The following is a 24,655-nucleotide window of genomic DNA, read 5'->3' as shown; positions in this document are numbered from 1 at the left end:
CATTTGAAATCTTAAACACTCTATTAAAATATTTCTATTAGTTACATTAACTTATCGACAAGAAAAACATGTGCTTTAAGTAAAAACATAAAAATAAGAATAAAGCATTATTTTACAGATGTATCCAAATCGGAAACTAAAATAGTACATTACAGGCAAAATTTCGCGTAGTAAATACTAAAAAGATAGGTTAACAGTTGAGTATGACAGTTAGTACAGGAAGGAAAGAAATAATAGGCAGAGCTTATTACGCTCTGCCCATTTGATTTATCTGAAACTTGGCATAATTGCAGGCAACCCTGGTAACAAACCAACGAGCGCCATGACACCAGTTAACACTACAAACATAATAAGTGGAATGATCCAGCGGTTCATTGAGCTCAGCTCTTTACTTCGCTCCTTACAACCAATTAAACCTAAATTATCTAAAAGCATAGTTAAAGACCAGCCAAACGCTGGGTTAACTAACGCAGATGAGAAAACAACAATGGCTGCTGACTGAGTTGTTTTACCTTCCCGTGTCATTTCCATACCGGCTTCAAGCAAAGGAATAAACACCCCAACAATCAACGCAACACACAATACTGGCTGCCAAATGGCTAAATCCATTGGGTAACCCCAGATACTAGCAATGACACAAAACAATGCCGTTAAAATCGCACCAGCAGGAATTGGACGTTTCGCTATAGCTGCTGGCACAATGTAAGTCCCCCAAGATGAGGTGAAGTTAGCACCACCTAAAATAGAGCCGAACGTCTGGCGTATAGACGCACTCGTCATCGTATCGTCAATGTTCATTTGTACTTTTTCAGTACGTGCTGGATAACTGATTTTTTGAAAAACTTGATGACCTAAGAAATCAGGCGACCACATAGCCACGGCTAAAATGGCAAAAGGCAGGACAACAATAAAGCTTTCAAGTGTTGGTAGCCCTAGCATCCATCCCGTATTTTCACCCCACCAATACATAGGGTTCATGTTTGGTAAGCCAGGGCCTGTTTTAAACTCAAATGGCGCACCTAGAGCAAAAGCAACACCACCGCCAAGTAAACAGCTTAATGGCACTGCCAACCAACGCTTTTTAAAGTGCTCTAATAACGCATATAAAACGATTGTACTCAAGATAATAATGAAGGCGAGATGAGACATATCAATGCCTTCAGCCCACGCAAACAACTTCTTTACTTGCGAAATTGTGCCAATAAACCCAAGGTACAAAAGCAAACCACCACAGACTCCTCGACTGGTAAGCCCAGCCAAAACACTCCCGCCTTTGCTTATTGCGAGCATTAAACCAAATGCCCCTATGAGCAAACCAAATGCCATAGGGTGACCACCCGCCGCAACCACAATAGGAATAAGTGGAATTAAAGGCCCATGGGTACCAGCTAAGTTCGCAGTTGGTAATAGAAAACCAGAAAACAATAAAATAAATAGAGCAACGATTAACAATTCATAGCGCACATTTTCAAGAATAAAGCCTTCGCCTAGCCCTAAAGGTGCGGCAAATGTTGCGGCAATTGCCCCCACCATCACAATTTTACCTATGGTCCCCGCCATAGCTGGAATAGTGTCTTCTAGTTCAAATCGGTAGTCTTTAAAAGGCAGGTTTGGACGCCAGCGTTTTGGCTGCATGATTTGCAATTCATGTTCTAAATATTCATCTCGCGTTTTAAATTCAGAACTTGCACGGTGTAAATTTTGATAACTGTCTTGTTGGCCTGACTCGCCACGGTTATCTAGATTGGGTGTTGTCATCACATCTCCTACTTCGGATGTTTTGTTATTTGATGACGCAAGAATAAATCAACCAAATTTGAAAAGAGCTTAGCAATAAGTCGAGTATTTCATCCTATAAATTAATAAGTTCGACTCTTCACAGCTACGAATAGCTCAACTAACACACAACCCGCACAAATATCAGCCAACTCATTAATTAATGATGACTTTTAAAGTGATTAATGATTGCGAAGCACATATATAGGCGTTAGAATGTAACCACTAAGTCACGTTGTGACTCTGAATACAAATTCAGGGGCTGATTAGGATTCGACAGGATTCATGAAGCCTGAGGTGCATGTCGAGGGGCGGTTGGCCTCGTAAAAAAGCCGCATTTAAAGTAATCGCAAACGACGATAACTACGCTCTAGCGGCATAATAGCCCGCTAGCACTCCTCCAAGAAATGCTTGTGGTTCTGGTTCTGGAGTGTCACCCCACACAAGATCGCTACGGAAACCCTGGCCGGGGTTGAAGGGCTAAAACTAAGCGGCCTCGCCTTTATTTATCGTGTTCGTCCGAGACTTAAAGGTTAACCAATAGACGATACTAAACATGTAGGACCGAAGGTCGACGCTTTCTGGACGGGGGTTCAAATCCCCCCAGCTCCACCAAACGTATAAATCAAGACATCTCAGGATGTCTTTTTTTATGCCTAAAATTAGGCACTTACATACCATTCTCTTCTTATGCTGTATCAACGCATCTCACCACATCTTTGTGTTATAGCACTCCTGGTTGCACTCCTAGATAGGTGTGCAATACTCTAGGAGTGCAACGATTTAATAGATGGAGTGCCAAAATGCCTAAGATCACAAAACCACTTACACAGACCGAAGTTAAGAATGCAAAAACGGATGACAAAGACTTAACACTATTTGACGGTAATGGCCTTCAACTTAGAGTCAGAAAAAGTGGCACCAAGCAGTGGAACTTCAATTATCGCCATCCTATGACCAAAAAGCGCGTGAACATTTCACTTGGTCAATTTCCAGGCATCTCACTTACCGATGCACGCAAGTTGGCAGAAAACGCACGCACACTTGTATCTCAAGGGATAGATCCTAAAGAAGATAGACAATCAAAACAGCACACACAAAAACAAGAAGCCTTATCTACTTTAAAGGCTGTTGCTGCAGAATGGTTCAAGATCAAGAAAGACAGCGTGACTCCCGATTATGCAGAAGATATCTGGCGCTCTTTAGAACTACACATATTCCCAAAGCATGCGGACGATCCTATTAAAGAAATACGAACGATAAACATTATTGATACACTAAGGCCGCTAGAGCAAAAAGGCAGTTTAGAAACGGTAAAGCGTGTATGCCAAAGGCTGAATGAAGTCATGACTTATGCAGTTAACACAGGTCTTGCTGACTCAAACCCCTTAGCTGGGATTCGAGCTGGTTTTAAAAAACCTGAAAAAAAGCATATGAATACTATCTCACCAGAGGAGCTCCCTGCATTACTGCGTGACATATCTGAAGCCCAAATAAGAAAAGTCACACGCCTTTTGATTAAATGGCAATTGCATACGATGACAAGGCCAAGTGAAGCAGCCGGTACTCGTTGGGATGAAATCGATTTCGAAAAAGGCTTATGGGTCATTCCTGCTGAAAGAATGAAAAAAAGAAAAGCTCACACTATTCCATTAAGCAAACAAGCCTTAAATCTTCTGGAAACCATAAAGCCAATTAGTGGGCACAGGCCTTATGTCTTCCCAGCAGATAGAGATCCTAAAACACATACCAATAGCCAAACCGCAAACATGGCATTAAAACGCATGGGCTATGCTAACAAACTAGTCAGTCATGGCCTTCGCTCTATAGCTAGTACCGCACTAAACGAGCAAGGTTTTGATCCTGAGTTAATTGAAACTGCCCTCGCCCACGTAGGCAAGGACCAGGTAAGAAATGCATACAATCGAGCTGAATACATCGAACGCAGAAGAGAAATGATGCAATGGTGGAGTGAGTATATAGAAAAGACTGAAAAATAAAACCAACATATTTAACTCTGGCTGTTTGACAGAACTAATTATAGTGCCTCTTAGTTAAACATTTTTGTTATATTCCTAACAAAATTTGGTAGATATATTCTTTTTAGTCGTGAACCACAGTTCGGACAACTTGAAGATGAATAAATTTTAGGTACAAAATCACTTCTAGGGGCAACTATTTTTTTAAATTTACATTTATTACAATTCAGAAAAACAGGCTTAGGTGGTATTGGCATAAATACTCCTTATAAAAAACAGCAAGTGTGAATAATGCACAACTCGCTGTATTTTGTTAAATTCCAAAGCTAAGGAAACCTATCGAATGTTAAGAAGGTTTACTAATGTGTACTAGCTCACAGAACCATTGGTTTGAGGCGACATTTCTTTAGTTTTCGTATGGTCTATATTGTTAATCGCGTGATAAAGTTGGTAGCCATAATTCACAACGTTACCGTAATACTCAATACCTCAGTCAGTCAGAATTCGTAGCATTTGCAAATAGCTTCATAGTTTTCACAAAATAGCATAGACATTTTCAATGTTTGTGCCAATCAACCTAAGCTGATTGGCAGAAGCTAGCATGTTTATTCAGTCGTTTAGTTACCCGAAGCATTATCCTCAGCTCAATCTCATTACGTTACACTTTCAACCAAAATGAGGTAGAGCTCTGGGGGCAGTGTTCCTGGAGGTTTTGAAGTACTATTTAGGTAGAGTCCTTCTTATCTAGCACTAGTAACCAATAGCATTGAGTTGACTCTGAAGGTTCAGAACTTTTTGTAAATCTTGCTGAATTTGATTCTCTTCCTCTGCAATTTTTACAATTTCATCATCAAGTGCTCGAATTTGAGCATTAAGGATCTCAGTAATCAGCTGCTCAGAAATATTACCGTACTCACGTTTAACAACTGAGCAAATCTCATCAACTGCCTGATATAAACTAACAGCCACTTCACGCTCTTGAGCGTTTTGCTGATCTTGAGCCTTTCCTTCGCTATACACATCCCATAGTGCGGTAAGTATCTGAACAGCGATTGCGCCTTTACCAGCCCATTTACCCAACGTTTTCTCCCATCGTCCTTTTAAACCTGGGATCTTTAACTTACGGCCTTGAAGTAGTAAGCCCTTGATATTATCGGCGGTGCCCATATTTCCAAGCCCTTTAATCGCCTTGTCTAAATACTCAGAATTATTTGAGCTCAAGCTTTGTTGTAAGCGGTGAGAAACCTCAACGTTTAGTAAGCCATTAACTTCACCCAAACTATCGTTAATCCAAGCTTCTAGCTTGACTCCAATCGGGTCAATTAAACGTTGCAACTGGCTATCAAGTTGCGCTTGATCATGTGTACTCTGTATGCAGCCACTGATATCAGATTTCATCAACATCAATTCATGACTGATCATATTTCTCGCTTCAATTACTAACGATCGTTGATGACTTACAAGCATTTGCTTATCTTCTCGGCAACGCGTTAATAGCTCATTATGTTCTGAGGTGTCCTTCGTGGATAGTTGGTTAACCGCTGGCTGATACCAAAGCTCATTAACTGCACTTTTAATTGCTGATAGTTGATTGTCTTGGTTGTCTGTTGATTTTAGCCAATCAATAAACACATCAATGAACTCAACGTAACCAGAGCGTTCGAGCAACTGGAGGTGATTGTCTTTTAAGCGCCCTTTCAATGCAGTTTGCACATTCATTGGTAATACTTTAATTTCCTGAATGCTTTCATTACTCACACCATATTCAGACGCTTTATGACAAAGAATCTGAATGATCTTCTGATAAGCAGTTACTTTATCAGAATCGTTAGTTAGCTGATGGTTAAGTACAATGAAAATTTTCTTATTCAGTTTAATCGTTTCAAATAATCGCTGATAAAGATCCTTTGAATCTTGATCCCCTTCTCGGATTACAAACAACATCACTTGAGTACGTTTAATCTGCTCAATTGTAGTCTCTTCATGGTCAATGGGAGCGTTAACACCTGGCGTATCTATTAGTCGATATCCGTTCCAATCATAGTAATCAACCTTGTCGGTTGTCGGAATATCATTGACGGCTGCTTTTTCTTGACCAATAAGTGCATTGATCAATGTGCTTTTGCCTGCGTTATAAGCACCATAAAGCATGATTTGCAGTATGTTATCATCTAACTTTTCTTTCAACTCAACGTAAACACTGTCAATCTGATTATTTGGATGATTCGGAGCAACCAAACACTTTGATTCGTTGAGGTTTTGTTCTATTTCAATAAACGGATTTCTCATTTTTTACACCTTCAATGCTTGAGTTTTTGATGCACAGTTTTCAACCGCAATTACTATGGAATCAGCGTATTGCTGCAAGGGCATAAATGATGTTTGTACATCACTAAAGACGCGTTCGACCAATGTGGGCAATTGCTTACGTACTGAAGCTGTGGTCGATTGAATCACTTTATCAGGTGATACACCTACTGTTTCTTTATGGGTAGTCACGTCAACAAAGATTCGCTCACCGAGTTGGCTCCCTCCGAACCCTCCAAGAATACCACCAACAAGACCACCAATAACCGTGCCTATTACAGGCACCGCTGAGCCAATAGCTGCGCCAGCAGCTGCCCCGCCTAGTCCACCAGCACTTGAAGCAATACTCGACGCACGCCTACCCGTGATCTGTTTAACATCAATAGTGATATCATCAAATTCACCTAAACTGCCACTCGACAAGTCGCCAGACACACGCTGAATATTGTTAACATAGCCAGATAGCTCCTCCGTCAGAGTATTACTAATCTGCTCTTCAATTAACTGGTTTAGCTCACGACTTATCGCTTCTTTATCGCGGTTATTCATGTGCTTATCAACGATTAAAGGCACTTCGCACAGCACGTTATCAAGGATCTGGCTCGACAGCACATTTTGCCTTTGGCGCAAATTATGCGTTGTTTTTGCTAGCTGTTGCTGCAACTCTTGCACTTGCGGTACAATATTGTCATTCAATGAACGCAGTACTTCACCATCTAAAAAGTTAATCATTTGGTGCTTAGCTTTTACCACCTTATATTGGTTAGCTTCGTTAACTATTACTACCAGGCGTTCAAACAGCGTTTGCAAGCCAGCCTCTTGTAATGCGTTCTCAGAGGTCGCTGTAAATGTTTTGTAAGCATGAACTGATACGGACACCGCTTCTTTCAAATCATCAACACCGTCTAGAGCAGTCACTCGGCTATGCACATCTTCTTGCTGCAATTGGCGAACTTGAGCTGATTTATTTTCCACTTTCTGGATAAGGTCTTGCGCCTCATCACACCAATCCTCTTCCAATACGTCACTTTTAGTGATAACGGGTTGTAATGGTTTTTTCTTTTCAAGTTCAAGCTTTAAATCTTGCAACTCTTGTACTTGTCCTGGCGAACTTGATGGTGTAAGCCATAAAATAGCATCCGCACTGTCGGTATAGCGACGAGTAAGCTCACCGTTTTCATCCACTATCGAGTGAAGACCCGGTGAATCTAATATCACCAAGTTTGAGCCGAGCTCAACGCCTTGGATCTGGGCGGTAGTTTCGGTTACACCTTCGGCAAACGCACCATCAAAATATTTGACTTTACCTTCTTCAAAGCAAAAACGTTGAATCTGTTCAGGAGAAAATAAACTCGTTAAGTAATTACAAAAAGAGCTTTTACCAGCATTCACTTTGCCAAATACAAGTAAAATAACACGATCAGCAAACTGCTCGCTGAGCGCTCGCATTGGAGACGCTTCTTCTAATTTTTTATCCCAATTTATCACGCTTTGATTGATAGAAAATTTGAGTTTTGTCGCCAATTTAAACAATGGATGCTGCTCATTGATTTGCTTGCTACTAAACTCATCTGCTTGGGTAAGCTCTGCAACCAAAGCGGATTTTATTGCAACTAAGTCTTGCTCTTTATCCGATATGTACTTGAAGTCTGAATTAAATTTATCTAATGCATTAAGAAAAGAGTTGTTATTGATCATTTTCCATTCTCTTATAAGTTCATTAAATCGTTTTCAAGTCGGTTCATTTCATCTAGCTGCTTACTAATTTGTTCTATTTGTCGTGCTCGTTTAGAAGATTTTTTGCTTGTGTGAAATGCTTGAATTGCTGTAACTTCTAGATTGCTATTCTTTGATGCCGCGATTAATGAATCTGCTGAAATCAACAAACTATATTTATTTATAAACCGATTGACGTGCGCTCGATTTTGCATCGCAACCTGTCGTTCAGCTTGCTCGCGCTTCGCCTTTACTAATTTTTCTTTGCGTTCCTCTTCTGCTCTTTCTCTCTTTCTGTCTAATTCTCGAGACCCTGAGCTAGAACTTGAACTTGAACTTGAGTCATCATCAGATAACACAGCGGCAACAGCACCGACTACCGCAGCCCCGATTAACCAAGGAATAGCCATAATTAACTCCTACTATTTACATTATTTGCCTTGGTCAAACCAAGGATGATGATAATTTTTTTACGTCATGCTTTAACTTGCTAAGTTCAGCTTCCTGCTGAGCACTTAACCCTTCTAACTCCGCACTCAATGCCTCTTTTTGAGCAGAAAAATCCAGCAATAGTTTAGACTTCAAGCGTTTCATTTCTTTCTTACGTAATTCATCAATCTCAGACACTAAAGTCGCGGTAAGATCAAATAGCGCATGAATACCACTCTTTTCGCAGAAAACTACTCGGTCTTCTTTAAGACCTCGGTTATAGCGTTGTGCTGACACAGAAATTATTTGTAAATCACGTAAATCGAGACTCCCCAGTAATTGCTGACGAATCTTCTCCTCAACAATAGCCACTTCATCGGCAGACTTTTGATCAATTTGCGTTAAGACTAAAAACATCTTCTTGCTGTAATTTTTATCCTGACGAGCTAATTGTTGAAAAATTTGCATTTCATACTTATCGAGCTCGCCCGCTTGTACTTGGTGAACTAGAAACAAGTAATCAGCAATTTCAAACGCACCTTTAATGGCCGCTTTGTCATCTTGTTTATGCACATCTGCATCAAGTCCTGGGGTGTCAACCCAAATAACATGATTTTGCTCAAGCTCCTTGTTCTCAATGGTTTCGCGTTTATCTGCTGTTTTGAAAATCTCTTCGCCTACCATTACATTTAATAATGTACTTTTGCCGTGATTATATTTCCCAAATACTGCTATACGTGGTTTAGTTGCATCATTCTTCAAATACAGCAAACGATTTATATTCTGCACATCTGTTGGTAAGAACTGCAATAATTTATGTTTATCCATCTTTTAATTTAACTCTATAATGACTTGGAAGTTCGGCTTCCAATTGCATGTAATTGCAAACTTCAGCATTTTTAAGGTAATAATCTGTTAATGAAAACTGGTTATTAAAAAGCTGCTCATAACCTTCATCAATTCGGCATACTAAAGGTCGCTCTTGATATATTGTGCAGCCAACATCAGCCTTAAAATACAAGCAGATACCATTACCATTGTGAAAGTTTTTCAACTCAGGTACATATTGAATTTTCTGGCAACACAGCCCACAACGTGTGCACGGGTAACTCATAGGTGGATCAATGCTTCACCTTGAGTGAATAGAGATAAGATATTCTTAGACCATTCACGATAAATAATTACTAAGTTTGGATTAAGCCCAAAATGTGCAACCATGTCATTCAATAGTTGCTGCTCTTCCTTAGCAACGTTTCCATCCGCATGAATAAGCGCCATTAACTCAAGTAAAGCTATTTTCTGATGGCTATCACACTCAAAAGTATTGAGCACAGAAGCAAGATCAAATCTCGCTTCATCATATTCAATATCATCCATTTGCATTTCCATGCAGTATTTTGCAATCAAAATTTCCTCTTCCATCGAAAAGTCGTTGTCAGAATGCGCCACATGATGAGCAAGAACAAGAAATGCCTGCTTTTCATTTATTGTTAAACGGTTTAAAAACATAGTAGTCCTTTTGATAAGTTAGAATAATGTTTACTTTTATAAATATAATTTATAATCCAATAGATATATTAGTTATCCTACGGTACTTAACAGCCACTCAATTAGCCCGGCATTAATCGACAGTTCGGCTAATTTATTTGCATCCCACACTTGGATTTGATCAACTTCTTCACTATCAGTTTCAGCACTATTTTGATGATCTATATGTTCTTGTAATTTTTGGTCCGGGGTGTGCGTGACATAAAAAATCTTTTCATATTCTGGTATATTTAAACGCTCTTTATATTCTTCAAATAGGCTTAATGAACTTTGTGACTTTACTTGAACAATCGCGCGTTCATTCGTTACCGGCGCTACGAGTTCGATATCTAAAGTTTTTATCGTGCTGCCAGATGAGCCCACTCTTGACCAACCTGCACTTCTGAAAATTAGATCTACAAATATTTCAAAGTCTTGCGGTGAAAGCTCTTTTATAAGGTTTACTAAAGAGCTTTTAAGATCAGATAAGTTGTCTTCAACAGCTTTTACTACTGGGTGCTGTGTATTATTGATTTTGTTTAGCAAGTACTCTTTTTCGTAAACTTCACATATCGTGCCTCGAAAACCTTGCACCTTCGTTAATTTACCGCTTAAAGATTGAGTAAATAACGTTTTATTTTGAGAGTCGACACATTTCCAACCTTTTAGAGTTTGACGTGTTTTTGTGCGTGTCACCTCGTCAAAAATAACCTCACTATCTGCATGGCAATAATATAACTTGCAGTCATGAAACGTTATCCACATAGTTGTATCTGGCTCAGTGTAAAAGCGCTTCACTTGATTTCGATGACTTGTAGTAGCACCTTTATTTGTGCCATACACTTCAGCTATGGCTGCGCTCACTTGCTCCCAGTCATTCTCTAAACATAAGTGGTGTGGCACTTCTTCATAAGCGAGTTTAATTTTACCTTCATCAATACACTCTTTTTCAAAACAGCCACTAGAGCCGAGCTTAATGAATAAAACGTTTTCTGCTAATTCAGGCATCTCATTTCCTCTTAGTAAAATCGGTATCTAATTCAAACGTTCTAGAATACAAGTACCTAGACCATGACGGCTTTCATCTATGTATACATAACCTTTTGGTGATGCTAATTTTTTCAACGAGGAAATATCAAACATGAGTGCTTTTGCTATTTCACCACTTTCAACTTCTACATAAAGAAAGTGGTCTAAGTTAGCCATTTTCTTATGATTTAAAGTGCAGCGTTTTGACTTCGAATTATGCGCTCTGGACTTTACTTCTATTTTTCCAAATTCTTTTGTATGAATATCAAACCCTGGTTGATTATGTTTTGCTAACTCACCGTCTAGTTTCTCAGCAACCACTTTTTCTACATATTCACCCACCACTCTGGCTGTTGAACGGTAATCATGTTTTGCCAATAACTTAATCGCACTTTTAATATCTTGTTCCATAGAAATGCCCTTTTGAATTTATATAAACTTGCTAGTTGGTTACGCCTGATGCGACTTACCAACTCGCCACATTAAAGCCGATACGCATGTTGAAGTGCTCGTCAATCTTGCTATTGGTAATGTTATTTTTGCGTACGAATGTCTGATACGACATGTCTACTCGCTCAACCGGTTTACCAAAAACAATGATGAAGTCTTCGTCTAGCTTAACTTCTGTTATTTCGAAAATTAGGGGGATATTCATCGTTGGTTTTATAACCGCCATACGATCACCCGCTTTCGCTGTAACTAGCTCATCCCAACCATGTTGGCCTTTACCTAAGTCATAAATTGCACCTTTGCCATAGCGCTCAAAATGATTGATTTTTGTGCTTATGGCATTCGCAAGAAAGTGCTTTACTTTATTTTCAGACTGATTGTTGCTGGTGGAATTTGCTTGTGTATCTAACATGAGTATTCCTTGAATATCTTTTTCATATCTGAGTTAATTCTTTGTTTTTGACGATATGAAAATCTTAACCGAGTAACCGCGACAACTTTTGTCGTCGCTCTGTGCTACTTATTTTGCTGCTTACCAAGGTATGGATAATGCGCATCACCCCAAAGCGTATTGGGGTTGTCCATCATGACGTTGATAATGACAGGCACTACTTGCTTCATAATGTTAACGGCATCTTTGAGCTGTGCCCTGTTAGCGCTGCTGTTATAGGTAGCACCGCCATGCATTAATTGATTACGGAGGGTATATAAACGACTTAATACATTTGCGGCTAAAGCGACTGTATCTTGATTACCAAGCGCAGCGTTGGCCGCTTTTTTTGCTCTGCTGAATTTGTTTTGCCATTCTGTCTCTTCGATCTTGCCATTGTGAAAATCCCAAAAAGGCTGAAAGACATATTGGTTATTAAGTAAAAGTCGAATACTTGAAGGGAATGTTTGCCATAAAATCTTATAAATTGACTGACTTTGGTCTAAGTCCACCAGCTTTGCAATGAATTGGGTATAAGATTCTGCTTCAGTGCGTTTAAGTGTTTCGCCATTGCATGCGTAGGCTGAATTAAACGCAATCCACAAGAATATGAACTGAGAATCTATGTCTTCGGTACTGCATTGCTCTGAGCGCTCTAGCCAGCTCAAAGCACGATGTACGCGAAGCGACAAATTAGTTGAAAAGGTCTCTTTGAGTTCTTGTTTTTTATGTTTAAGTAATGAAACTTCCATTTATATCCCTGCCACTTATCAGATAGGCGATTACTAACTTAGTCTGTTTTACTCGGTTTTTCCATCTTTTTTCATGAGGTTAATCAAATAACTAAGCTTTAATGTGAACCTTTTAATAATCCAATCCAACTCTAACTATCTCAATTCAGAGGTTCTGGGCAAACATCCGTGTTTTACAAACAACAATCTGATTGTGGCTTAGAGATATCTTTAATTAAAGAACCGGTTCGTCATTATTCATTTACCCACAGGTGCTGGGGCCTGTTTTCGAATAAGAGCCGGTATATCGAAAAGCTCATCTGTTTTCTTTATTTCTGATGGGGTAGCTGGTGGCTCATCAAGAGTTGTACACTCTGCCCCTGTGGCTATGATGAGAATTTCGTAGTTCATTTCGAGTTGTTCTATTTTTGAAGCGCCGCAGATCACAAGAGCTGAGGGACTGACTCGTTGTCGAACTGTGTCAGTGATTAAATTGTAATTACCAAGTGATATTTCATCTTTGCAGTTTATTTGAATAATAACGCCTGAGCTTGATGTCATATCTACACTACTCACTAGTGGATTCGATAGCGCTTGCTCTAACGCTACTTGAAGGTCGTTTTCATCATTACATTTTCCTACACCTAATACAGCATCGCCTTGTGTATCCATCACACGCACAAAGTCTTTTAAATCGACATTAATTAATCCCTGATAACAGAGCATATCAACCATAGATTTAATGAGTGAATGCAAAATCTGGTTACTGTGCTTGAACGCATCAAACAAACCGACATCATTGCCAAGCACTGAAATTAATTGATCGTTAGGAAGAGCAACCACTGCATTGGCGTATGTTCTTAATTCTTCTAAACCTGTTTGAGCTATTTTATTTCTGAGCATTCCTTCACTGCTAAATGGCAACGTCGCAATACAAATAACAGGCTTATTCTGTTCTCGTCCAAGTTTAGCAATATAAGGGGTCGCACCGGTACCTGTTCCGCCGCCTAGACCTGTAGCACATAGAAGAATATCGCACTCTGCGATTAACTCTAAAAGCTGCGCTTCGCTCTCTTGCGCTGCGAGCAGGCCAATTGCTGGATCTGCCCCTGCACCATAACCATGGGTTAGCTCAGCACCAATTAATACAAATTGATCGCTCTGGGTATGCTCAAGCACAACTTTATCGGTATTAACGCTATAGAATTTGGCATACTGGTTTTGTTGCTCACCATGTAGATGATTCAACGTATTACAGCCACACCCACCTACGCCAAACACACCTATTGATAAACCGCCTGAATTTTCGATTAAATCAAACATAAACTGCTCCTTACTATGAGCAAGTATCATAACAACCAGCTACGTCAAAATTTGACGCAGCTGATTTACAGTGAGTAATTAAGGTGTGCTTGTTTCAGCTTATTGATTATGTGCTGACGAAGTGAAACTGGCTCCACGACTTCTAACCAGTCCGCAGCTTTTAATAGCCGCTCTAACAGTTGTCTCGTCTCTGTCACTTTGAAAGTTAACAGTGACATTTCTCCTTCAAGAGTTTGTTTATTTATCAGCTCACCAAACTCAATAAACCCTAAATTCACAACCGATTGTTCTGGTACTTTAATGACTAAGTTAATTTCAGTCTCTCGTTTTCCTTTGTTGATCGCTAAGCGCAAAGAGCTGATTTGTTCAGGTGAAGGCTCACGACGTTGCTTTTGGAGTATTTTGACATTACGAACTCGATAAAGTGGGATTTGATAGCACTTATCATGCAGTGTGCCGACCATAAAGCTCGCCATTAAAACACCGCTTTCTTCTCTCAAATCGTAGAAGCTCAATTCATTGAACTGCAACCAATACGCATCATCATAAATAGTGCGACAAACTTCGGCACTTACAGCGCGTTTGTATTTTATTACATGCTCTATTTGCTCAATGACTTTGCTATCTGTTTTGACTGTCACAGAATCATTGTGCGCACCTGTGAGCCAGTCGGGTTTATTACCATTCAGTCTATTCAACGCATGCTCAGCTTTACTGCGAATATCATTTTTCAAATCAACGGGAAGCGATTGGGGTAACAACTGCTCTAGCAACAGATAATGCTGAGCCTGCTCACAACTCATAATATTTGAACTACTTCGCCAAATCGGATTAATAAACCATGCAAATGGCTTAGTTCTCTTATCTAATTCAAGACCAAAACAATTTTGTTCATAGAGGGCTTGTAAGTCACGTTGCAACATACGTTCATTCAGCTCTAAGCCACTTGAACGTAACTTTTGCTGCAGCTGCTTTACAGTAATCGAGCTCGGCCCTGTCGGTATGAGCTCTAAAATGGCAAGATGTCGGTGTGAGTTCATACTTTTTATATTAATTGTTTTGGTCCATTAAAGACATCACTCCCAGCTTTGAATAATGTCTTTTTGAGGTAGTAGGGCAAACTCCCATTCTTTCCCTCTTTTGCTTTATTAAATAAGTTTAAATCAACCAAACTATTCAGTGCATCACGAGCGGTGTTATCAGAGCAACCAAGACTCTCTTTCAAAACTTCCAAAATCATTTGCCATTACTCGATTCACTTTTCTGATTTCAGATTAACAATAATGAGTAATAAAGCTGTCAAGCAGAGGGTTGTCTAAGATCAAGAAGGAAGAATCTGTAAGGCCAGTTATATAAAGAACTGCTTTAGAATAGAAAAAACGGCCACAAATATGCAGCCGAAAAAAAGATTACATTGATGCCAACTTTGTTAATGTTTTTGCTTGGCGAAGCTTAACCAGATTGGTCTCTGATCTAACAATCTGTCTGCCTTCATTCGTGCTCAAATCAATATCTGACTTCACTTTAATTGAAGGTCTTTGCACTAGTTTTACACCATAATCTTTCATTTTATACCTCTTGAGAAGCTACGTAAGAAGAATACAATAAATCTGCAAATTGACCAATACTTAACTCACCCAGCACTAAGTCAACCATCGCATCTGCTAACATGTCATTATCTATTTTAATTTCAAAATCATTAATCGAAAGATATTCGAGACAAGTTATAAACCCTGTTCTTTTATTCGCGTCAGAAAATGCATGTGCCACAGCAATTGAATGTGCATATTTTGCTGCAGTTGCTTAACGGTGATCGAGCTTGGGCCAGTCGGTACAAGCTCTAAAACGGCGAGATGACGGTGCGAATTCATACTTTTTATATTAAATATTTTGGCCCATTAAAGAAATCACTCCCAGCTTTGAATAATGTCTTTTTGAGGTCGTAGGGCAAACACCCACTCTTTGCCCTCTTTTGCTTTATCAAATAAGTTTAATTCGACCAAACCATTCAGCGCATCACGAGCAGTATTGTAAGAGCAGCCCAAGTTCTCTTTCACATTCACAGCAGTAAATTTTTGCGACTTGCCATTTTTAGCAACCATCACAATGGTTTTTTGTTTATCACTGAGCTTACTTAATAAACCAGAGCTCCATAACCACCGAGAGAAAGCTTCTGACTCTTTTAAATTGGTTTCGTAGGCAAGCTTGAACTCGCTGATTGCTCGAGTGATTATCTTGCATTGATAATCAATAAAGTAAGTTAAATCGAGTTCATCACTTTCGGTATATAAGTAACTCTTTCCATATTGGATTGGTGCAGCCTTAAGCAGCACACTAATAGCAATATACCTAAATGCCGCATAATCATTCTTAAACATGAACCAATAGAACAATGACCTAGCAACTCGACCATTTCCGTCTCTAAACGGGTGTTCAAAGCCAATCACAAAATGCATCACAATTGCTTTAATCAAGGGATGCATAAATTGATTACTTTCTTCATCTTGGTTGTCTTGATTCACCCACTCAACAAATTGCTCTAGTCGCTCATCTATTCTCGCAGCAGGTGGCGGTGTATGAACCGTGTTACCTTCAGAGTCTGCAACTTCTACATCGTCAGTTTGGCGAAAAACACCTGGGTGATACTTTTCATCATCGATGTTTTCGACACCAACTTGATGCATTTCTTGGATCAATTCAATCGATAAGCGTTTATGACGATTTTGCCAAGCAAATTGCATCATCTTAAAGTTACCGATGATCATCTTTTCATCAATTGTTCTGGGCTTTCTGGCGCGCTTAAGTAAATCTTTTGCAACTTTGGTGGTGGTTGCAGCCCCCTCTAACTGGCTACTACTGATGGCTTCGTCTTCAATTAAATCATTTAATAAATATTCGAAGTGTTTTTGCTCACCCACTTTGCTGCACATATATTCTAGCGATGCGCTAGTAGCGTGCCTATCTGTCATTGAGATGGCTTTTTGCATAGTCGGTGTAAAGTAATATTGCGCAAGCCGCTCAGGCTCATCTAAGTGCAAAACAGCATTGAGCTGCTTAGCCCTGACTTTCTTGATAAGGCTCCAGATGACATTAACGTTTAGGCCTTTAGGCAATCTAAATCGCAATTCATCAAAGTGAAGATAACGGCCTTTTGTGTCTAAAGCCGATGCATGATCAAAGTACTGCTGTAAATCTTGCGATTCATTTTCAGCAATCCATGCAAGTGGATCTTTATGTAATGAACTTGGTGGGCTTTTAATCATACTTATCTCAAAATTATCTTTATTTGAGATAAGTGTATGACATTAACCAATATATGTCTCAATTAATTTGAATATTGAGACATATAATTAAAAGGCCTTTAATCAAAGGCCTTACAGTTAAACTTTATTTACAAGCTCCTGGAACTCTACAAGCACAACTTGATGGAACGTGGCAAGCATGATCATCACCACAACGTGCTCCTCGTTGATCTTCATAAAGCTGCTCAGTAGGAAACTTACCGAAATGCTTTTCATACAGTTTAACTGTCTCGTTAAAAGTATTCTGCAGGTTCTGTTGATCATCATCACCAAAAATGCCGAAATATGGGTAATGGTGGATATAGTAACCAAAAACAGTATCACAATCGCTCATATAGCTTTTGGTATCCAGAATGTGTTCATGCCAAAATTTATCAATCAATTTACTCGGTACTAGTGGTTGCTTTGGATACCACTTTTTCAAAGATAAAAACTTACGATATTCCAACTCAGCTAACGAACATAGCTCAACTGACCAAGTACTTTCTGAAGACTTAGTTAACTTCCACTTTAACTTTTCAAAGTTTAAATTTGCGACTGTTCTCTCTAACTGCAATAAGGTCTTCGAATGTTGCAACGCAATATCACGGCCTGTATTTTTAATAGATAAAGTTTCCATTACTTATCCCCTTTCTGATTTGGGTTTAGTTGCTTTCCACGGTTCCCTTGATTTTTGTCATATTGACTATTAGTACCTGGGGTTCCTTTATTAGGGTTAGACTGGTTTGATTGATTGTTTACTGGTTTAATTTTTTTGCTCATTACAAGCTCCTTATATTTAAAGTTGGTTTTTTAATTGTGAAACAAGTACGCTTCACCTTCGCTTTAAAAAAGAAGTTAAGTTTTTTCTGTGAATGAGCACTAATGGCAAAAACTGACCATCATTTAATTCAAAAATAAGACGATAACTACCCAATTTGAATCTAATTAGATTTGGCGCTAGAAGTAACTTTTTGCCTCCAATAGATTGGAAATGATAAAACTCAAAGAGCTGATTTTGGATCAGACACGCTTGGGAATAGTGTCTTTGCGCAACTGCTGGTGGAAATTTAGTAAATAACTTTTTAAGTGCGGCCATGTTTAATAACTCCTGTTCAACTTAAGAGCTATTTTGATTTTGTGCGCCGCACAAAAAAGCCTAAACTAAAATTTTTTTCAAATAGTTTAAAGCTTCCTTATTTTCATTTAATTGAGATTTAATCCTAGTCTCTAGCTGCTTAATTGGTTTAAGCTTTTTACATGACTGATGTCTGAGCTCAAACAGTTTATCCAACCCCTTTTCAAACTGTTTTTCACTTTCTAACTCTTCTACCTTGCTAATAATATCTATAACTTCACGCCAATCTATATCAACATCAAACAAAAGCTGTATTCTCTCTAAATGAGCATGTCTATCGCCATATTCAGCAAATGGAGATGGTAGCTTTTCCTTAAACAAGTCAAATTCTGGCTTTTGCAATGTATCAATAATTACTGAAATATTAGCTTGTGTTACTCCAAAAAAAGACGTTGCAGCAAGATGAAGGTCATAACTTGAACTGAGATCAGAGGCATTTACAGAGTAACTCCATGTCTTCTCTATTTGTCGCGTGTAATTTTCAGTAAAGACACTTTTTACTTTCCTAGTTTCAGAAATACACAAGAGGCACAACGCATTATAAATCGCGTTTTCACTTCCTCTTTTAACCTCATAAAGACTTTTTTTCCCGCTGTCACTAACCCTCTCACTGAGAACTTTCTCAGCATAAGGTGTTTTACCTTTAATAAAGATATTGTTTAAAGAATCATGTATCTTTTTAGGTAGTTCGCACTGAGGGTTTATGAACCCGGATGCTATCCTTCTGATAGTCCTAGAACCATCATCTTTGTTTCTAGCAGCCAAATTTAATACTCCTTGCAAAGTAAATCTCTGACATCTTCCCTGCTCATATCAACCCAAGAAGAGTTAACCATAATGTCAACAGCTTGCTTACCTCGGGCACACTGATATTTGCGATATCTATTGCTATAGCTAGAGTAACTAATCACTCTTTCGTTATCGTAACGTGTAAATACCGCATTTATTACACCTACACACATACCAATTTGAAGCGCTTCTTTTTTTGATAAACTCAATATACCCAAATAACTGTTTTCATCTTCTCGAATCTCTGAACATGCTTCTGGGATCCAATCAACTCTTCTAGCTTTAATTTGCGATGCACCAATACATTCGCCAAGCTCAATAAACTCTTTTTTATTTAGCAGAACAAGCGCTTTTTCTGACGCTTCAGTTAAATCATTGCAAGTATCTGGCAATGAAATCTTGGCATTGACAGAGAATGAGTAAAAAGATACCAGAAAGGCCATCGCAAATAGTTTCATTCTTCATACCTCTTTGAACAAAACCTGAATGAATAGCCGTAAATAAATAATGTGACTATGTGGGTTAATGCTTCAATCTCATCAGCATTAGGCCCTTCTAAAATTTGAAATAAAACATCTTCAAAAGACTTGTCGAAAAGAAAGGCCCAAAGCAAAACAAACACCAACATGAGTAACGAAAACTTTATAATATTAATGAAAGCAAACATGAATGAATTAGCTAACATTGCCAAACCATATCGAATTGCATTATGTTTTCTTACTTCCGCTAAAAGCTGCTTAACTTTATAAAATAGCAAACAAGCAAGTGTCAGAAGGTACAAATGATAAAATGGCGTTGTAGTTGAAACTTCACCAATCCCCACAACATATTCAGTTTCAAAAGCGATTTCTAAGTAAAGCAGCACAGCCACACTACAAACAAACAAGCAAAAATAAATGAATGTGCTAAAAAGACTTATCGGCGTATGTCTAAAAGCATATAACTGCTTTGGATTGGCTAAATATAAGCGTTTACGAGCTGATTTTATAAGAGCAAGTTCACTATCTGAAATATAGACTGGCTGTACAGGTGTTCTAGTGTTGCAAGCTTCATTGGTGTCTGGGTATACAACGAAATCTGACACTGAGGGTTGTTCTTGGGAATATTGATACTGCATTTACACTCCTTGTGAAAATAGTTGCTGCAATCTTAGCATCAAAAACTCATATTAAAATATCAATTTAAAGCAATTTTATATAAATCAGCACAGTACCTTATTTTTGTCTAGCGCCTTCCAATCAAACACATTCCCACTAGCCAACCAGCCCAAATGCTTTAGCAACTTCACTTGAGCGGTCTTATTTGCATGTTGAGGGTTATCAGCAACAACAAATGGCACTACTTCAATGGGACTACTTCAATGTGCTCACTTCCCTCTAAACCTAACAATATATTCGCTGAAACATATTGGCGAATAAGCTGGTGGACTAGTACATGTTTAGAGTTAGCACCGAAGGTTTGTGTGTCTTTAAACTCTCCAATTAATAGGTAATTACCCGTTTGGATAACTAAGTCGAATTCAGTAAAGTACAAGTTATTTATAAAGCGCTGCTCTGATACATCGTTAACGATGTAATTTTGCTTTGTTTTATCAAGCCGAATATTAACTGATTGCTCTTTATGGTTTGCAGCAAATTCATAAACTTGCTGCTCTAAGCCTGCGAATTTATCCAAATAAATGGTTTTTACTCGCTTGATAAAATCAAGGTCACGCCGGTTTATTTTATGACTATCGCAGTAATCTCTTAGTCCAGTCCAAAATAAGCTGTATTGAATGGGCTTTTGCAACTGCACTGAGCCTCTTTTAATGTGGAGGCTATTTAAAACATCCTGAGCAATTTTTTCAGATAATTCTTCAGCACCATAATCGATAAAGCTTTTCGCAATGCGCCAACTTTCTGAGCGGTTCTTAGCTAGAAGATTACCAACCATGTTTAGCACTCATATAAACAAGCAGCCTGCTTAAGACGTTCAGCCAATCGCTTTCTTACCCACTCAGGTTTTATCACCTCAGCATGCTCACCCAAACCTAAAATGAAGCTCTCTAAATCATAGTTGAATATCAGTTTAGCTTTGGTTCTAACGCCATCAGGCAGGCTCTCAAGCGTCATTTCTGGATGATATGGATATTGTACGATTAAGTCTTTTGCGTAGTCTCTAAAGATAATCTCAATCTCTTCAACCTTTTCACCATAAGTAAAGCCAGTGTGCCCTGCTTCGACATAGTCTTTTAATTCAAAAACCTTTTTGCTCGGGTATTTAAAACCTTGTTCAAGGCACTTAGCTTCCTTGATACGATTCACTGAGAAAAGACGTACTTTCTCAAGGTCATTAAAATAACGAGCAACTAAATAAACAGTATGATTTCTAAATACCAAGCCTAGAGGTTGCACTGTAGTGACTAAATTAGTATCACAGCGCTCCATACCACGAGAGTATTCAATTTCCAACAGCTTCTCTTCTAACAAGGCTTTATAGATTGGTTCGCTTTCTTGCTCATCCAGTTCATGGGCCTCAAGGGGCATGCCCTTTTTTTCAACATGAATTTTAGTAGGCCATGCGGCAAGTGATGACTTACCATGCTGTTTTAACACCTCTTCTGATTGTTCAAAGATAGCCTGCATATAATCCGAATTACCCATTGGTAATAAAGGCTCAGCAAAGCGCTTTAGAATCACAAAGTTTAGCGCTTCTAAAACAGTCATGGTGCGCTTTAATGCTGCCCTTTTAGAGCTTAAGCGCCAATGCTTTTTATGCTGAAAAACAATACATTCGACCTCTCTGTGCTCATGCAACTTCTTTAAATCACGCTCAAAGGTACGTAGTGATGACTCCAAGCAGCCCGATTCTTTTTCGCATAAATGCTGAATTTCTGATGTTGAAATTGGCGAGTCAGTTGGCCCTGGCAGATATTTAAAAATCAGTAGCTTGCGCTCTTCAGCTTTTGTCTGAGTAACGACTTCTTCATTTTCGTAAAGTGCAGCGATTTCTGTCATAACAATCCTTTAGTGGCTTCCTTATTAATTACAACCAGTTATATGAAATTGCAGTTGAGCTTTCAACAAAAAACATTGAGTTTTATGATTTCAAGCAAGGGGTGGTGCTAGTTAACTAACACCTTTTGCCACTTTCTCTTTGCTAGCGGACTTCGCTCAATCTTTTTCTGATTAATCAAATTTGTGACAGCTCTCGTAAATTCAGACTGAGTGCAGCCGAGGGATTGTTGAAATTTAGTATCGAAATATCTTGGCGTATCAAGATAGCTAATTATCTTATATGCAAGATCATCAAGTACGATCTCTGACGCCTTCACATCAACAGGTTTTGTTTTTGCAATGGGTTTAGTTTTCTCAATAACAAAGTGCCCTTTAAACAGGTTACATTGTTGTTTAAAAGCACTGATAAGAGAGCAGTCATTACTGGCAAGTATGAATGTATGACTTGCTATTTGCTTATCTGACATCTGACTCAACAAGCGGCTCAAACAAGCTACAATGTAAAAATCAGCTTGGTTTGAGCCAGTAGTATAGTCATCAATACAGTGAAACAAATATCTCTTACAGAGCTTTTTGGCTGCCAGGTTTTTAGTAAAAACTAATACTCTTTGATCGCAAAATAGCTTGTAGCTTTCGAGTACCTTCAAGCCTACATTTTCTTCATCTATGAAAAATGTTTTCATGCTCACCTCATGAAAATCCTTGATTACTAAAACTTTAGCGCTCAAATGCTAAAAGTGGTACTCAAAAGTAATATTTACTGCAATCCATGGGCTGTTAAAAGTTTCGACAGCGCAGACCTAATACCATAAGCAATACTCTCACTGATTTCATTTAAGTCATCGTCTTCATAATCAATTTCTAGATTACTTAAATAGTAATCGTAGTAGCCTGAATTTATCTTTTCGAATGTGCCTTCTCGTTCCATAACCTCACGAACGTTTCTGGGTTCTTCATCAAGCACTTCTGAAAAAAGTCCGTCGATCTCTTCGAAATCTTGATGCAACTCTTCAATCAAAACACGATAATGATGCTTCCAAATTTGTTCGGATAACTCATCTTCACATTCATACGCCTCACTAATCACCGAATCAAGTGCCTGTATCGCCTTCGCATAGTCAAGTTGCCACTACTTAGTCACACCAAATTTCTCCATCTCTTCTTCTAAAGATAACTTTCTTTGAACAGCCATAATTAAATCCTCTTTATAATTACTAATGAGATTGTTTTACACTGATTAACTGAAACAAGGTTAACCAAATGGGAATTCACAAAACCGGTGCAAAACCCGCATCACTTGATAACTATGTAAATTTTTTAAATGAAATTGCGTTGTGTGTTGTGTTCTGAGGCTTGTTTCAGCTCTTTGCGGCAGCTGCTCAATGATCTCTTCTAGTTTCAGCTCTTCTAAATACAGCTCTATGATTGTCTCTTCGAGATTTGTAGGCAGCTCAGCCATGAGAACTCTGAGAAAGTTGTTACTTTCAGAAATACGTGCATAAGGCTTCGAGAAATCCGTGCCTTGGTATAAGCCTCCAATCTTACAACTTGCCTTATTAAAGATGCTTATTAGTTGAGTTGATAGTTGAAGGTGATATTGCCCAGGGTAAACTAACTCTCTTCTTTTCGCACCAAACAACACAGGCTCGTGAAAATAGCTGCTCAACGTTAACCAAGCTGCCAATTCTTCAAACTCATCGTTCATATCAACTTCACAGATATACTGAAGCAAATCAACAACAGCCAGTGCATCTTGCTGAACAAGTTTAAGCTTCTTTTCTGAGGGAGATTTAGGTGTGGCATTTTTAAGCTGAGACTTTTTAATTTCAGGAAATAAATAAGTAATGACAAGACAGTTGCTCTTAACTTCTTCCTGTGCTTCATAGAGTGAACGCAAAGAAAGCATGCCTTTACCACTGTAATCATGGGCAATATCAATTAAGGAGATCTTTTGCAATTGCCCAAACTCATTTAACACCACCAGCTCAAAGCCATTGGTATTATCAAAGGTCACAAGTTGCGCTACTGCGCGAGAAAACGCTTGAACGTCTAACTCGCACACTTGGATGTTGTCGAAATCAATTTCTCTATATTCTTCGACAAAGCGATATACATATTTATTATTTAAAGTTTTTAGTAACATAAACGGCTCCTGTATTAGAGGAGCCGCTTATAGCAAATTAAACTTTAAAAACACCTGCTATTTTTGACAGGTTAATGTCGGGTTTAGTATTAAGAAAAAACGTAAATCAGGGTTCTATTAAAACCCACTTTGCACTAGAGACTATCTGAATGTTTGAACCTGCTATCAGTTAATGCCATTATTGAAAAAAGTATTATTGTCACTATTTAACTCAATGAATAAAGGGATAATTAAATGTTAAAACGTTCGTCTATGAGAGAGCTCTTCGACTCATTACATGATGATTTTGAACAAACTAATTACGAGATAGTAATAGCTGAAACTCTTGCTCTCAAAAGCCTAGAAAAAGCGACAATATGCGAGTTAGATGTCCATGAATTCGCAAGAAAGTTTATCGAACTAGCTTCTTCTATAGAAATTGGTAAATTTCATGCTATTTCTTTGAACAAATATGGGCAAGTAGAAAAATTAGACTTTTCTGAATACGGTTTTGATTATGTGAATTATAACAGGAAGGGAAAATTTCATAGCATTTTGAAACAAGTAGAAGCTGAAAAAGAGAGAAGTAATTTATTGATATTACTGTACCCTTGAACTGCTTTAATTAAACA

27 protein-coding genes, 1 other RNA gene and 2 pseudogenes are annotated in these 24,655 nt (G+C 38.5%); 3 read left to right on the top strand and 27 right to left on the bottom strand.

Features of this window, described 5'->3' with window-relative positions; genetic code table 11:
• Positions 1-267: 267 nt before the first annotated feature.
• Entirely contained in the window at positions 268-1,758 is a 1,491-nt protein-coding gene (locus C1E24_RS15050) for a DUF3360 family protein (RefSeq protein ID WP_138482823.1), read from the bottom strand.
• 276 nt (positions 1,759-2,034) lie between these two features.
• On the opposite strand from C1E24_RS15050, the gene ssrA reads away from it, so the two are divergent.
• Together ssrA and C1E24_RS15040 are read left to right on the top strand one after the other, a co-directional pair.
• Positions 2,035-2,391, top strand: a transfer-messenger RNA (tmRNA) gene (gene ssrA / locus C1E24_RS15045).
• A 188-nt stretch (positions 2,392-2,579) separates the two neighbouring features.
• Complete coding sequence (locus tag C1E24_RS15040; protein ID WP_138482822.1) at positions 2,580-3,776, top strand: integrase domain-containing protein; 1,197 nt, start codon at positions 2,580-2,582, stop codon at positions 3,774-3,776.
• A gap of 360 nt (positions 3,777-4,136) precedes the next feature.
• Here C1E24_RS15040 and C1E24_RS15035 read toward each other — a convergent pair.
• The 26 genes and pseudogenes from C1E24_RS15035 to C1E24_RS14910 all read right to left on the bottom strand — a co-directional run.
• A pseudogene (locus tag C1E24_RS15035) lies at positions 4,137-4,274 on the bottom strand (IS481 family transposase); the annotation flags it as partial.
• 231 nt (positions 4,275-4,505) lie between these two features.
• Positions 4,506-6,044, bottom strand: coding sequence for a GTPase (locus tag C1E24_RS15030; RefSeq protein ID WP_138482820.1), 1,539 nt, complete (start codon positions 6,042-6,044; stop codon positions 4,506-4,508).
• A 3-nt stretch (positions 6,045-6,047) separates the two neighbouring features.
• Positions 6,048-7,760 carry a dynamin family protein gene (locus tag C1E24_RS15025; protein ID WP_138482818.1) on the bottom strand — a complete coding sequence of 571 codons (1,713 nt, stop codon included), beginning with the start codon at positions 7,758-7,760 and terminating at the stop codon, positions 6,048-6,050.
• Positions 7,761-7,771: 11 nt separating this feature from the next.
• The gene (locus tag C1E24_RS15020) at positions 7,772-8,188 is read right to left on the bottom strand and encodes a hypothetical protein (RefSeq protein ID WP_138482816.1); all 417 of its coding nucleotides are present in this window, start codon (positions 8,186-8,188) and stop codon (positions 7,772-7,774) included.
• Between the two features lie 34 nt (positions 8,189-8,222).
• A complete protein-coding gene (locus C1E24_RS15015; protein ID WP_138482815.1) occupies positions 8,223-9,035 on the bottom strand; it encodes a GTPase in 813 nt (270 codons plus the stop codon).
• A complete protein-coding gene (locus C1E24_RS21255; RefSeq protein WP_138482813.1) occupies positions 9,028-9,321 on the bottom strand; it encodes a YkgJ family cysteine cluster protein in 294 nt (97 codons plus the stop codon). The genes C1E24_RS15015 and C1E24_RS21255 overlap by 8 nt, the downstream gene beginning before the upstream one ends.
• Complete coding sequence (locus C1E24_RS15005) at positions 9,318-9,716, bottom strand: TerB family tellurite resistance protein (RefSeq protein WP_138482811.1); 399 nt, start codon at positions 9,714-9,716, stop codon at positions 9,318-9,320. Before C1E24_RS15005 ends, C1E24_RS21255 begins: the two co-directional genes overlap by 4 nt.
• A gap of 72 nt (positions 9,717-9,788) precedes the next feature.
• The gene (locus tag C1E24_RS15000) at positions 9,789-10,742 is read right to left on the bottom strand and encodes a restriction endonuclease (protein WP_138482809.1); all 954 of its coding nucleotides are present in this window, start codon (positions 10,740-10,742) and stop codon (positions 9,789-9,791) included.
• Between the two features lie 27 nt (positions 10,743-10,769).
• Complete coding sequence (locus tag C1E24_RS14995) at positions 10,770-11,174, bottom strand: hypothetical protein (protein ID WP_138482807.1); 405 nt, start codon at positions 11,172-11,174, stop codon at positions 10,770-10,772.
• 55 nt (positions 11,175-11,229) lie between these two features.
• Complete coding sequence (locus C1E24_RS14990) at positions 11,230-11,625, bottom strand: hypothetical protein (RefSeq protein WP_138482805.1); 396 nt, start codon at positions 11,623-11,625, stop codon at positions 11,230-11,232.
• Positions 11,626-11,729: 104 nt separating this feature from the next.
• Positions 11,730-12,395, bottom strand: coding sequence for a HEPN domain-containing protein (locus C1E24_RS14985; protein WP_138482803.1), 666 nt, complete (start codon positions 12,393-12,395; stop codon positions 11,730-11,732).
• A gap of 237 nt (positions 12,396-12,632) precedes the next feature.
• Positions 12,633-13,697 (bottom strand): cell division protein FtsZ, encoded by a 1,065-nt coding sequence (locus C1E24_RS14980; RefSeq protein ID WP_138482801.1) that lies wholly within the window; start codon positions 13,695-13,697, stop codon positions 12,633-12,635.
• Between the two features lie 65 nt (positions 13,698-13,762).
• Entirely contained in the window at positions 13,763-14,737 is a 975-nt protein-coding gene (locus C1E24_RS14975; protein ID WP_138482800.1) for a WYL domain-containing protein, read from the bottom strand.
• 5 nt (positions 14,738-14,742) lie between these two features.
• Entirely contained in the window at positions 14,743-14,937 is a 195-nt protein-coding gene (locus C1E24_RS14970; protein WP_138482798.1) for a hypothetical protein, read from the bottom strand.
• A 479-nt stretch (positions 14,938-15,416) separates the two neighbouring features.
• Positions 15,417-15,482, bottom strand: a pseudogene (locus C1E24_RS21185) (type II toxin-antitoxin system death-on-curing family toxin); the annotation flags it as partial.
• A gap of 122 nt (positions 15,483-15,604) precedes the next feature.
• Positions 15,605-16,960, bottom strand: a complete 1,356-nt coding sequence (locus C1E24_RS14955) for a Fic family protein (RefSeq protein ID WP_138482793.1) — start codon at positions 16,958-16,960, stop codon at positions 15,605-15,607.
• A gap of 124 nt (positions 16,961-17,084) precedes the next feature.
• Positions 17,085-17,618, bottom strand: a complete 534-nt coding sequence (locus C1E24_RS14950) for a glycine-rich domain-containing protein (RefSeq protein WP_171040913.1) — start codon at positions 17,616-17,618, stop codon at positions 17,085-17,087.
• The gene (locus C1E24_RS20980; RefSeq protein ID WP_171040912.1) at positions 17,618-17,761 is read right to left on the bottom strand and encodes a hypothetical protein; all 144 of its coding nucleotides are present in this window, start codon (positions 17,759-17,761) and stop codon (positions 17,618-17,620) included. The genes C1E24_RS14950 and C1E24_RS20980 overlap by 1 nt, the downstream gene beginning before the upstream one ends.
• Before the next feature lie 376 nt (positions 17,762-18,137).
• The gene (locus C1E24_RS14945) at positions 18,138-18,881 is read right to left on the bottom strand and encodes a hypothetical protein (RefSeq protein WP_138482791.1); all 744 of its coding nucleotides are present in this window, start codon (positions 18,879-18,881) and stop codon (positions 18,138-18,140) included.
• 2 nt (positions 18,882-18,883) lie between these two features.
• Positions 18,884-19,363: a hypothetical protein gene (locus tag C1E24_RS14940; protein WP_138482789.1), complete on the bottom strand. Its 480-nt coding sequence runs from the start codon at positions 19,361-19,363 to the stop codon at positions 18,884-18,886.
• Positions 19,360-20,022 (bottom strand): hypothetical protein, encoded by a 663-nt coding sequence (locus C1E24_RS14935; protein WP_138482787.1) that lies wholly within the window; start codon positions 20,020-20,022, stop codon positions 19,360-19,362. The genes C1E24_RS14940 and C1E24_RS14935 overlap by 4 nt, the downstream gene beginning before the upstream one ends.
• Before the next feature lie 221 nt (positions 20,023-20,243).
• Positions 20,244-20,837: a hypothetical protein gene (locus tag C1E24_RS14930; protein WP_138482785.1), complete on the bottom strand. Its 594-nt coding sequence runs from the start codon at positions 20,835-20,837 to the stop codon at positions 20,244-20,246.
• A 2-nt stretch (positions 20,838-20,839) separates the two neighbouring features.
• On the bottom strand, positions 20,840-21,901 hold the full coding sequence (locus C1E24_RS14925) for a helix-turn-helix transcriptional regulator (protein ID WP_138482783.1): 1,062 nt from the start codon (positions 21,899-21,901) through the stop codon (positions 20,840-20,842).
• A gap of 107 nt (positions 21,902-22,008) precedes the next feature.
• Positions 22,009-22,584 (bottom strand): hypothetical protein, encoded by a 576-nt coding sequence (locus C1E24_RS14920; protein ID WP_138482781.1) that lies wholly within the window; start codon positions 22,582-22,584, stop codon positions 22,009-22,011.
• A 74-nt stretch (positions 22,585-22,658) separates the two neighbouring features.
• Complete coding sequence (locus C1E24_RS14915; RefSeq protein ID WP_138482779.1) at positions 22,659-22,988, bottom strand: hypothetical protein; 330 nt, start codon at positions 22,986-22,988, stop codon at positions 22,659-22,661.
• 165 nt (positions 22,989-23,153) lie between these two features.
• On the bottom strand, positions 23,154-24,044 hold the full coding sequence (locus C1E24_RS14910; RefSeq protein WP_138482777.1) for a hypothetical protein: 891 nt from the start codon (positions 24,042-24,044) through the stop codon (positions 23,154-23,156).
• 234 nt (positions 24,045-24,278) lie between these two features.
• Here C1E24_RS14910 and C1E24_RS14905 point away from each other — a divergent pair, with 234 nt between their 5' ends.
• Complete coding sequence (locus tag C1E24_RS14905; protein ID WP_138482775.1) at positions 24,279-24,638, top strand: hypothetical protein; 360 nt, start codon at positions 24,279-24,281, stop codon at positions 24,636-24,638.
• Positions 24,639-24,655: the final 17 nt, after the last annotated feature.

The organism is Pseudoalteromonas phenolica (genome assembly GCF_005876835.1).
GTDB lineage: Bacteria > Pseudomonadota > Gammaproteobacteria > Enterobacterales > Alteromonadaceae > Pseudoalteromonas > Pseudoalteromonas phenolica_B.
This window is presented reverse-complemented; position numbering and strand designations above follow the sequence as displayed.

Excerpts from the sequence above, each read along its gene's own strand:
- C1E24_RS14985 (WP_138482803.1), bottom strand. The coding sequence starts at position 12,395 with ATGGAAGTTTCATTACTTAAACATAAAAAACAAGAACTCAAAGAGACC.
- C1E24_RS14905 (WP_138482775.1), top strand. The coding sequence starts at position 24,279 with ATGTTAAAACGTTCGTCTATGAGAGAGCTCTTCGACTCATTACATGAT.
- C1E24_RS14975 (WP_138482800.1), bottom strand. The coding sequence starts at position 14,737 with ATGAACTCACACCGACATCTTGCCATTTTAGAGCTCATACCGACAGGG.
- C1E24_RS15025 (WP_138482818.1), bottom strand. The coding sequence starts at position 7,760 with ATGATCAATAACAACTCTTTTCTTAATGCATTAGATAAATTTAATTCA.
- C1E24_RS14990 (WP_138482805.1), bottom strand. The coding sequence starts at position 11,625 with ATGTTAGATACACAAGCAAATTCCACCAGCAACAATCAGTCTGAAAAT.
- C1E24_RS15015 (WP_138482815.1), bottom strand. The coding sequence starts at position 9,035 with ATGGATAAACATAAATTATTGCAGTTCTTACCAACAGATGTGCAGAAT.
- C1E24_RS15050 (WP_138482823.1), bottom strand. The coding sequence starts at position 1,758 with ATGACAACACCCAATCTAGATAACCGTGGCGAGTCAGGCCAACAAGAC.
- C1E24_RS15000 (WP_138482809.1), bottom strand. The coding sequence starts at position 10,742 with ATGCCTGAATTAGCAGAAAACGTTTTATTCATTAAGCTCGGCTCTAGT.
- C1E24_RS14940 (WP_138482789.1), bottom strand. The coding sequence starts at position 19,363 with ATGAAACTATTTGCGATGGCCTTTCTGGTATCTTTTTACTCATTCTCT.
- C1E24_RS14930 (WP_138482785.1), bottom strand. The coding sequence starts at position 20,837 with ATGGTTGGTAATCTTCTAGCTAAGAACCGCTCAGAAAGTTGGCGCATT.
- C1E24_RS21255 (WP_138482813.1), bottom strand. The coding sequence starts at position 9,321 with ATGAGTTACCCGTGCACACGTTGTGGGCTGTGTTGCCAGAAAATTCAA.
- C1E24_RS20980 (WP_171040912.1), bottom strand. The coding sequence starts at position 17,761 with ATGAGCAAAAAAATTAAACCAGTAAACAATCAATCAAACCAGTCTAAC.
- C1E24_RS15030 (WP_138482820.1), bottom strand. The coding sequence starts at position 6,044 with ATGAGAAATCCGTTTATTGAAATAGAACAAAACCTCAACGAATCAAAG.
- C1E24_RS15040 (WP_138482822.1), top strand. The coding sequence starts at position 2,580 with ATGCCTAAGATCACAAAACCACTTACACAGACCGAAGTTAAGAATGCA.
- C1E24_RS14910 (WP_138482777.1), bottom strand. The coding sequence starts at position 24,044 with ATGTTACTAAAAACTTTAAATAATAAATATGTATATCGCTTTGTCGAA.
- C1E24_RS14995 (WP_138482807.1), bottom strand. The coding sequence starts at position 11,174 with ATGGAACAAGATATTAAAAGTGCGATTAAGTTATTGGCAAAACATGAT.
- C1E24_RS14970 (WP_138482798.1), bottom strand. The coding sequence starts at position 14,937 with ATGATTTTGGAAGTTTTGAAAGAGAGTCTTGGTTGCTCTGATAACACC.
- C1E24_RS14920 (WP_138482781.1), bottom strand. The coding sequence starts at position 22,584 with ATGAAAACATTTTTCATAGATGAAGAAAATGTAGGCTTGAAGGTACTC.
- C1E24_RS15005 (WP_138482811.1), bottom strand. The coding sequence starts at position 9,716 with ATGTTTTTAAACCGTTTAACAATAAATGAAAAGCAGGCATTTCTTGTT.
- C1E24_RS14950 (WP_171040913.1), bottom strand. The coding sequence starts at position 17,618 with ATGGAAACTTTATCTATTAAAAATACAGGCCGTGATATTGCGTTGCAA.
- C1E24_RS14980 (WP_138482801.1), bottom strand. The coding sequence starts at position 13,697 with ATGTTTGATTTAATCGAAAATTCAGGCGGTTTATCAATAGGTGTGTTT.
- C1E24_RS15020 (WP_138482816.1), bottom strand. The coding sequence starts at position 8,188 with ATGGCTATTCCTTGGTTAATCGGGGCTGCGGTAGTCGGTGCTGTTGCC.
- C1E24_RS14955 (WP_138482793.1), bottom strand. The coding sequence starts at position 16,960 with ATGATTAAAAGCCCACCAAGTTCATTACATAAAGATCCACTTGCATGG.
- C1E24_RS14925 (WP_138482783.1), bottom strand. The coding sequence starts at position 21,901 with ATGACAGAAATCGCTGCACTTTACGAAAATGAAGAAGTCGTTACTCAG.
- C1E24_RS14935 (WP_138482787.1), bottom strand. The coding sequence starts at position 20,022 with ATGCAGTATCAATATTCCCAAGAACAACCCTCAGTGTCAGATTTCGTT.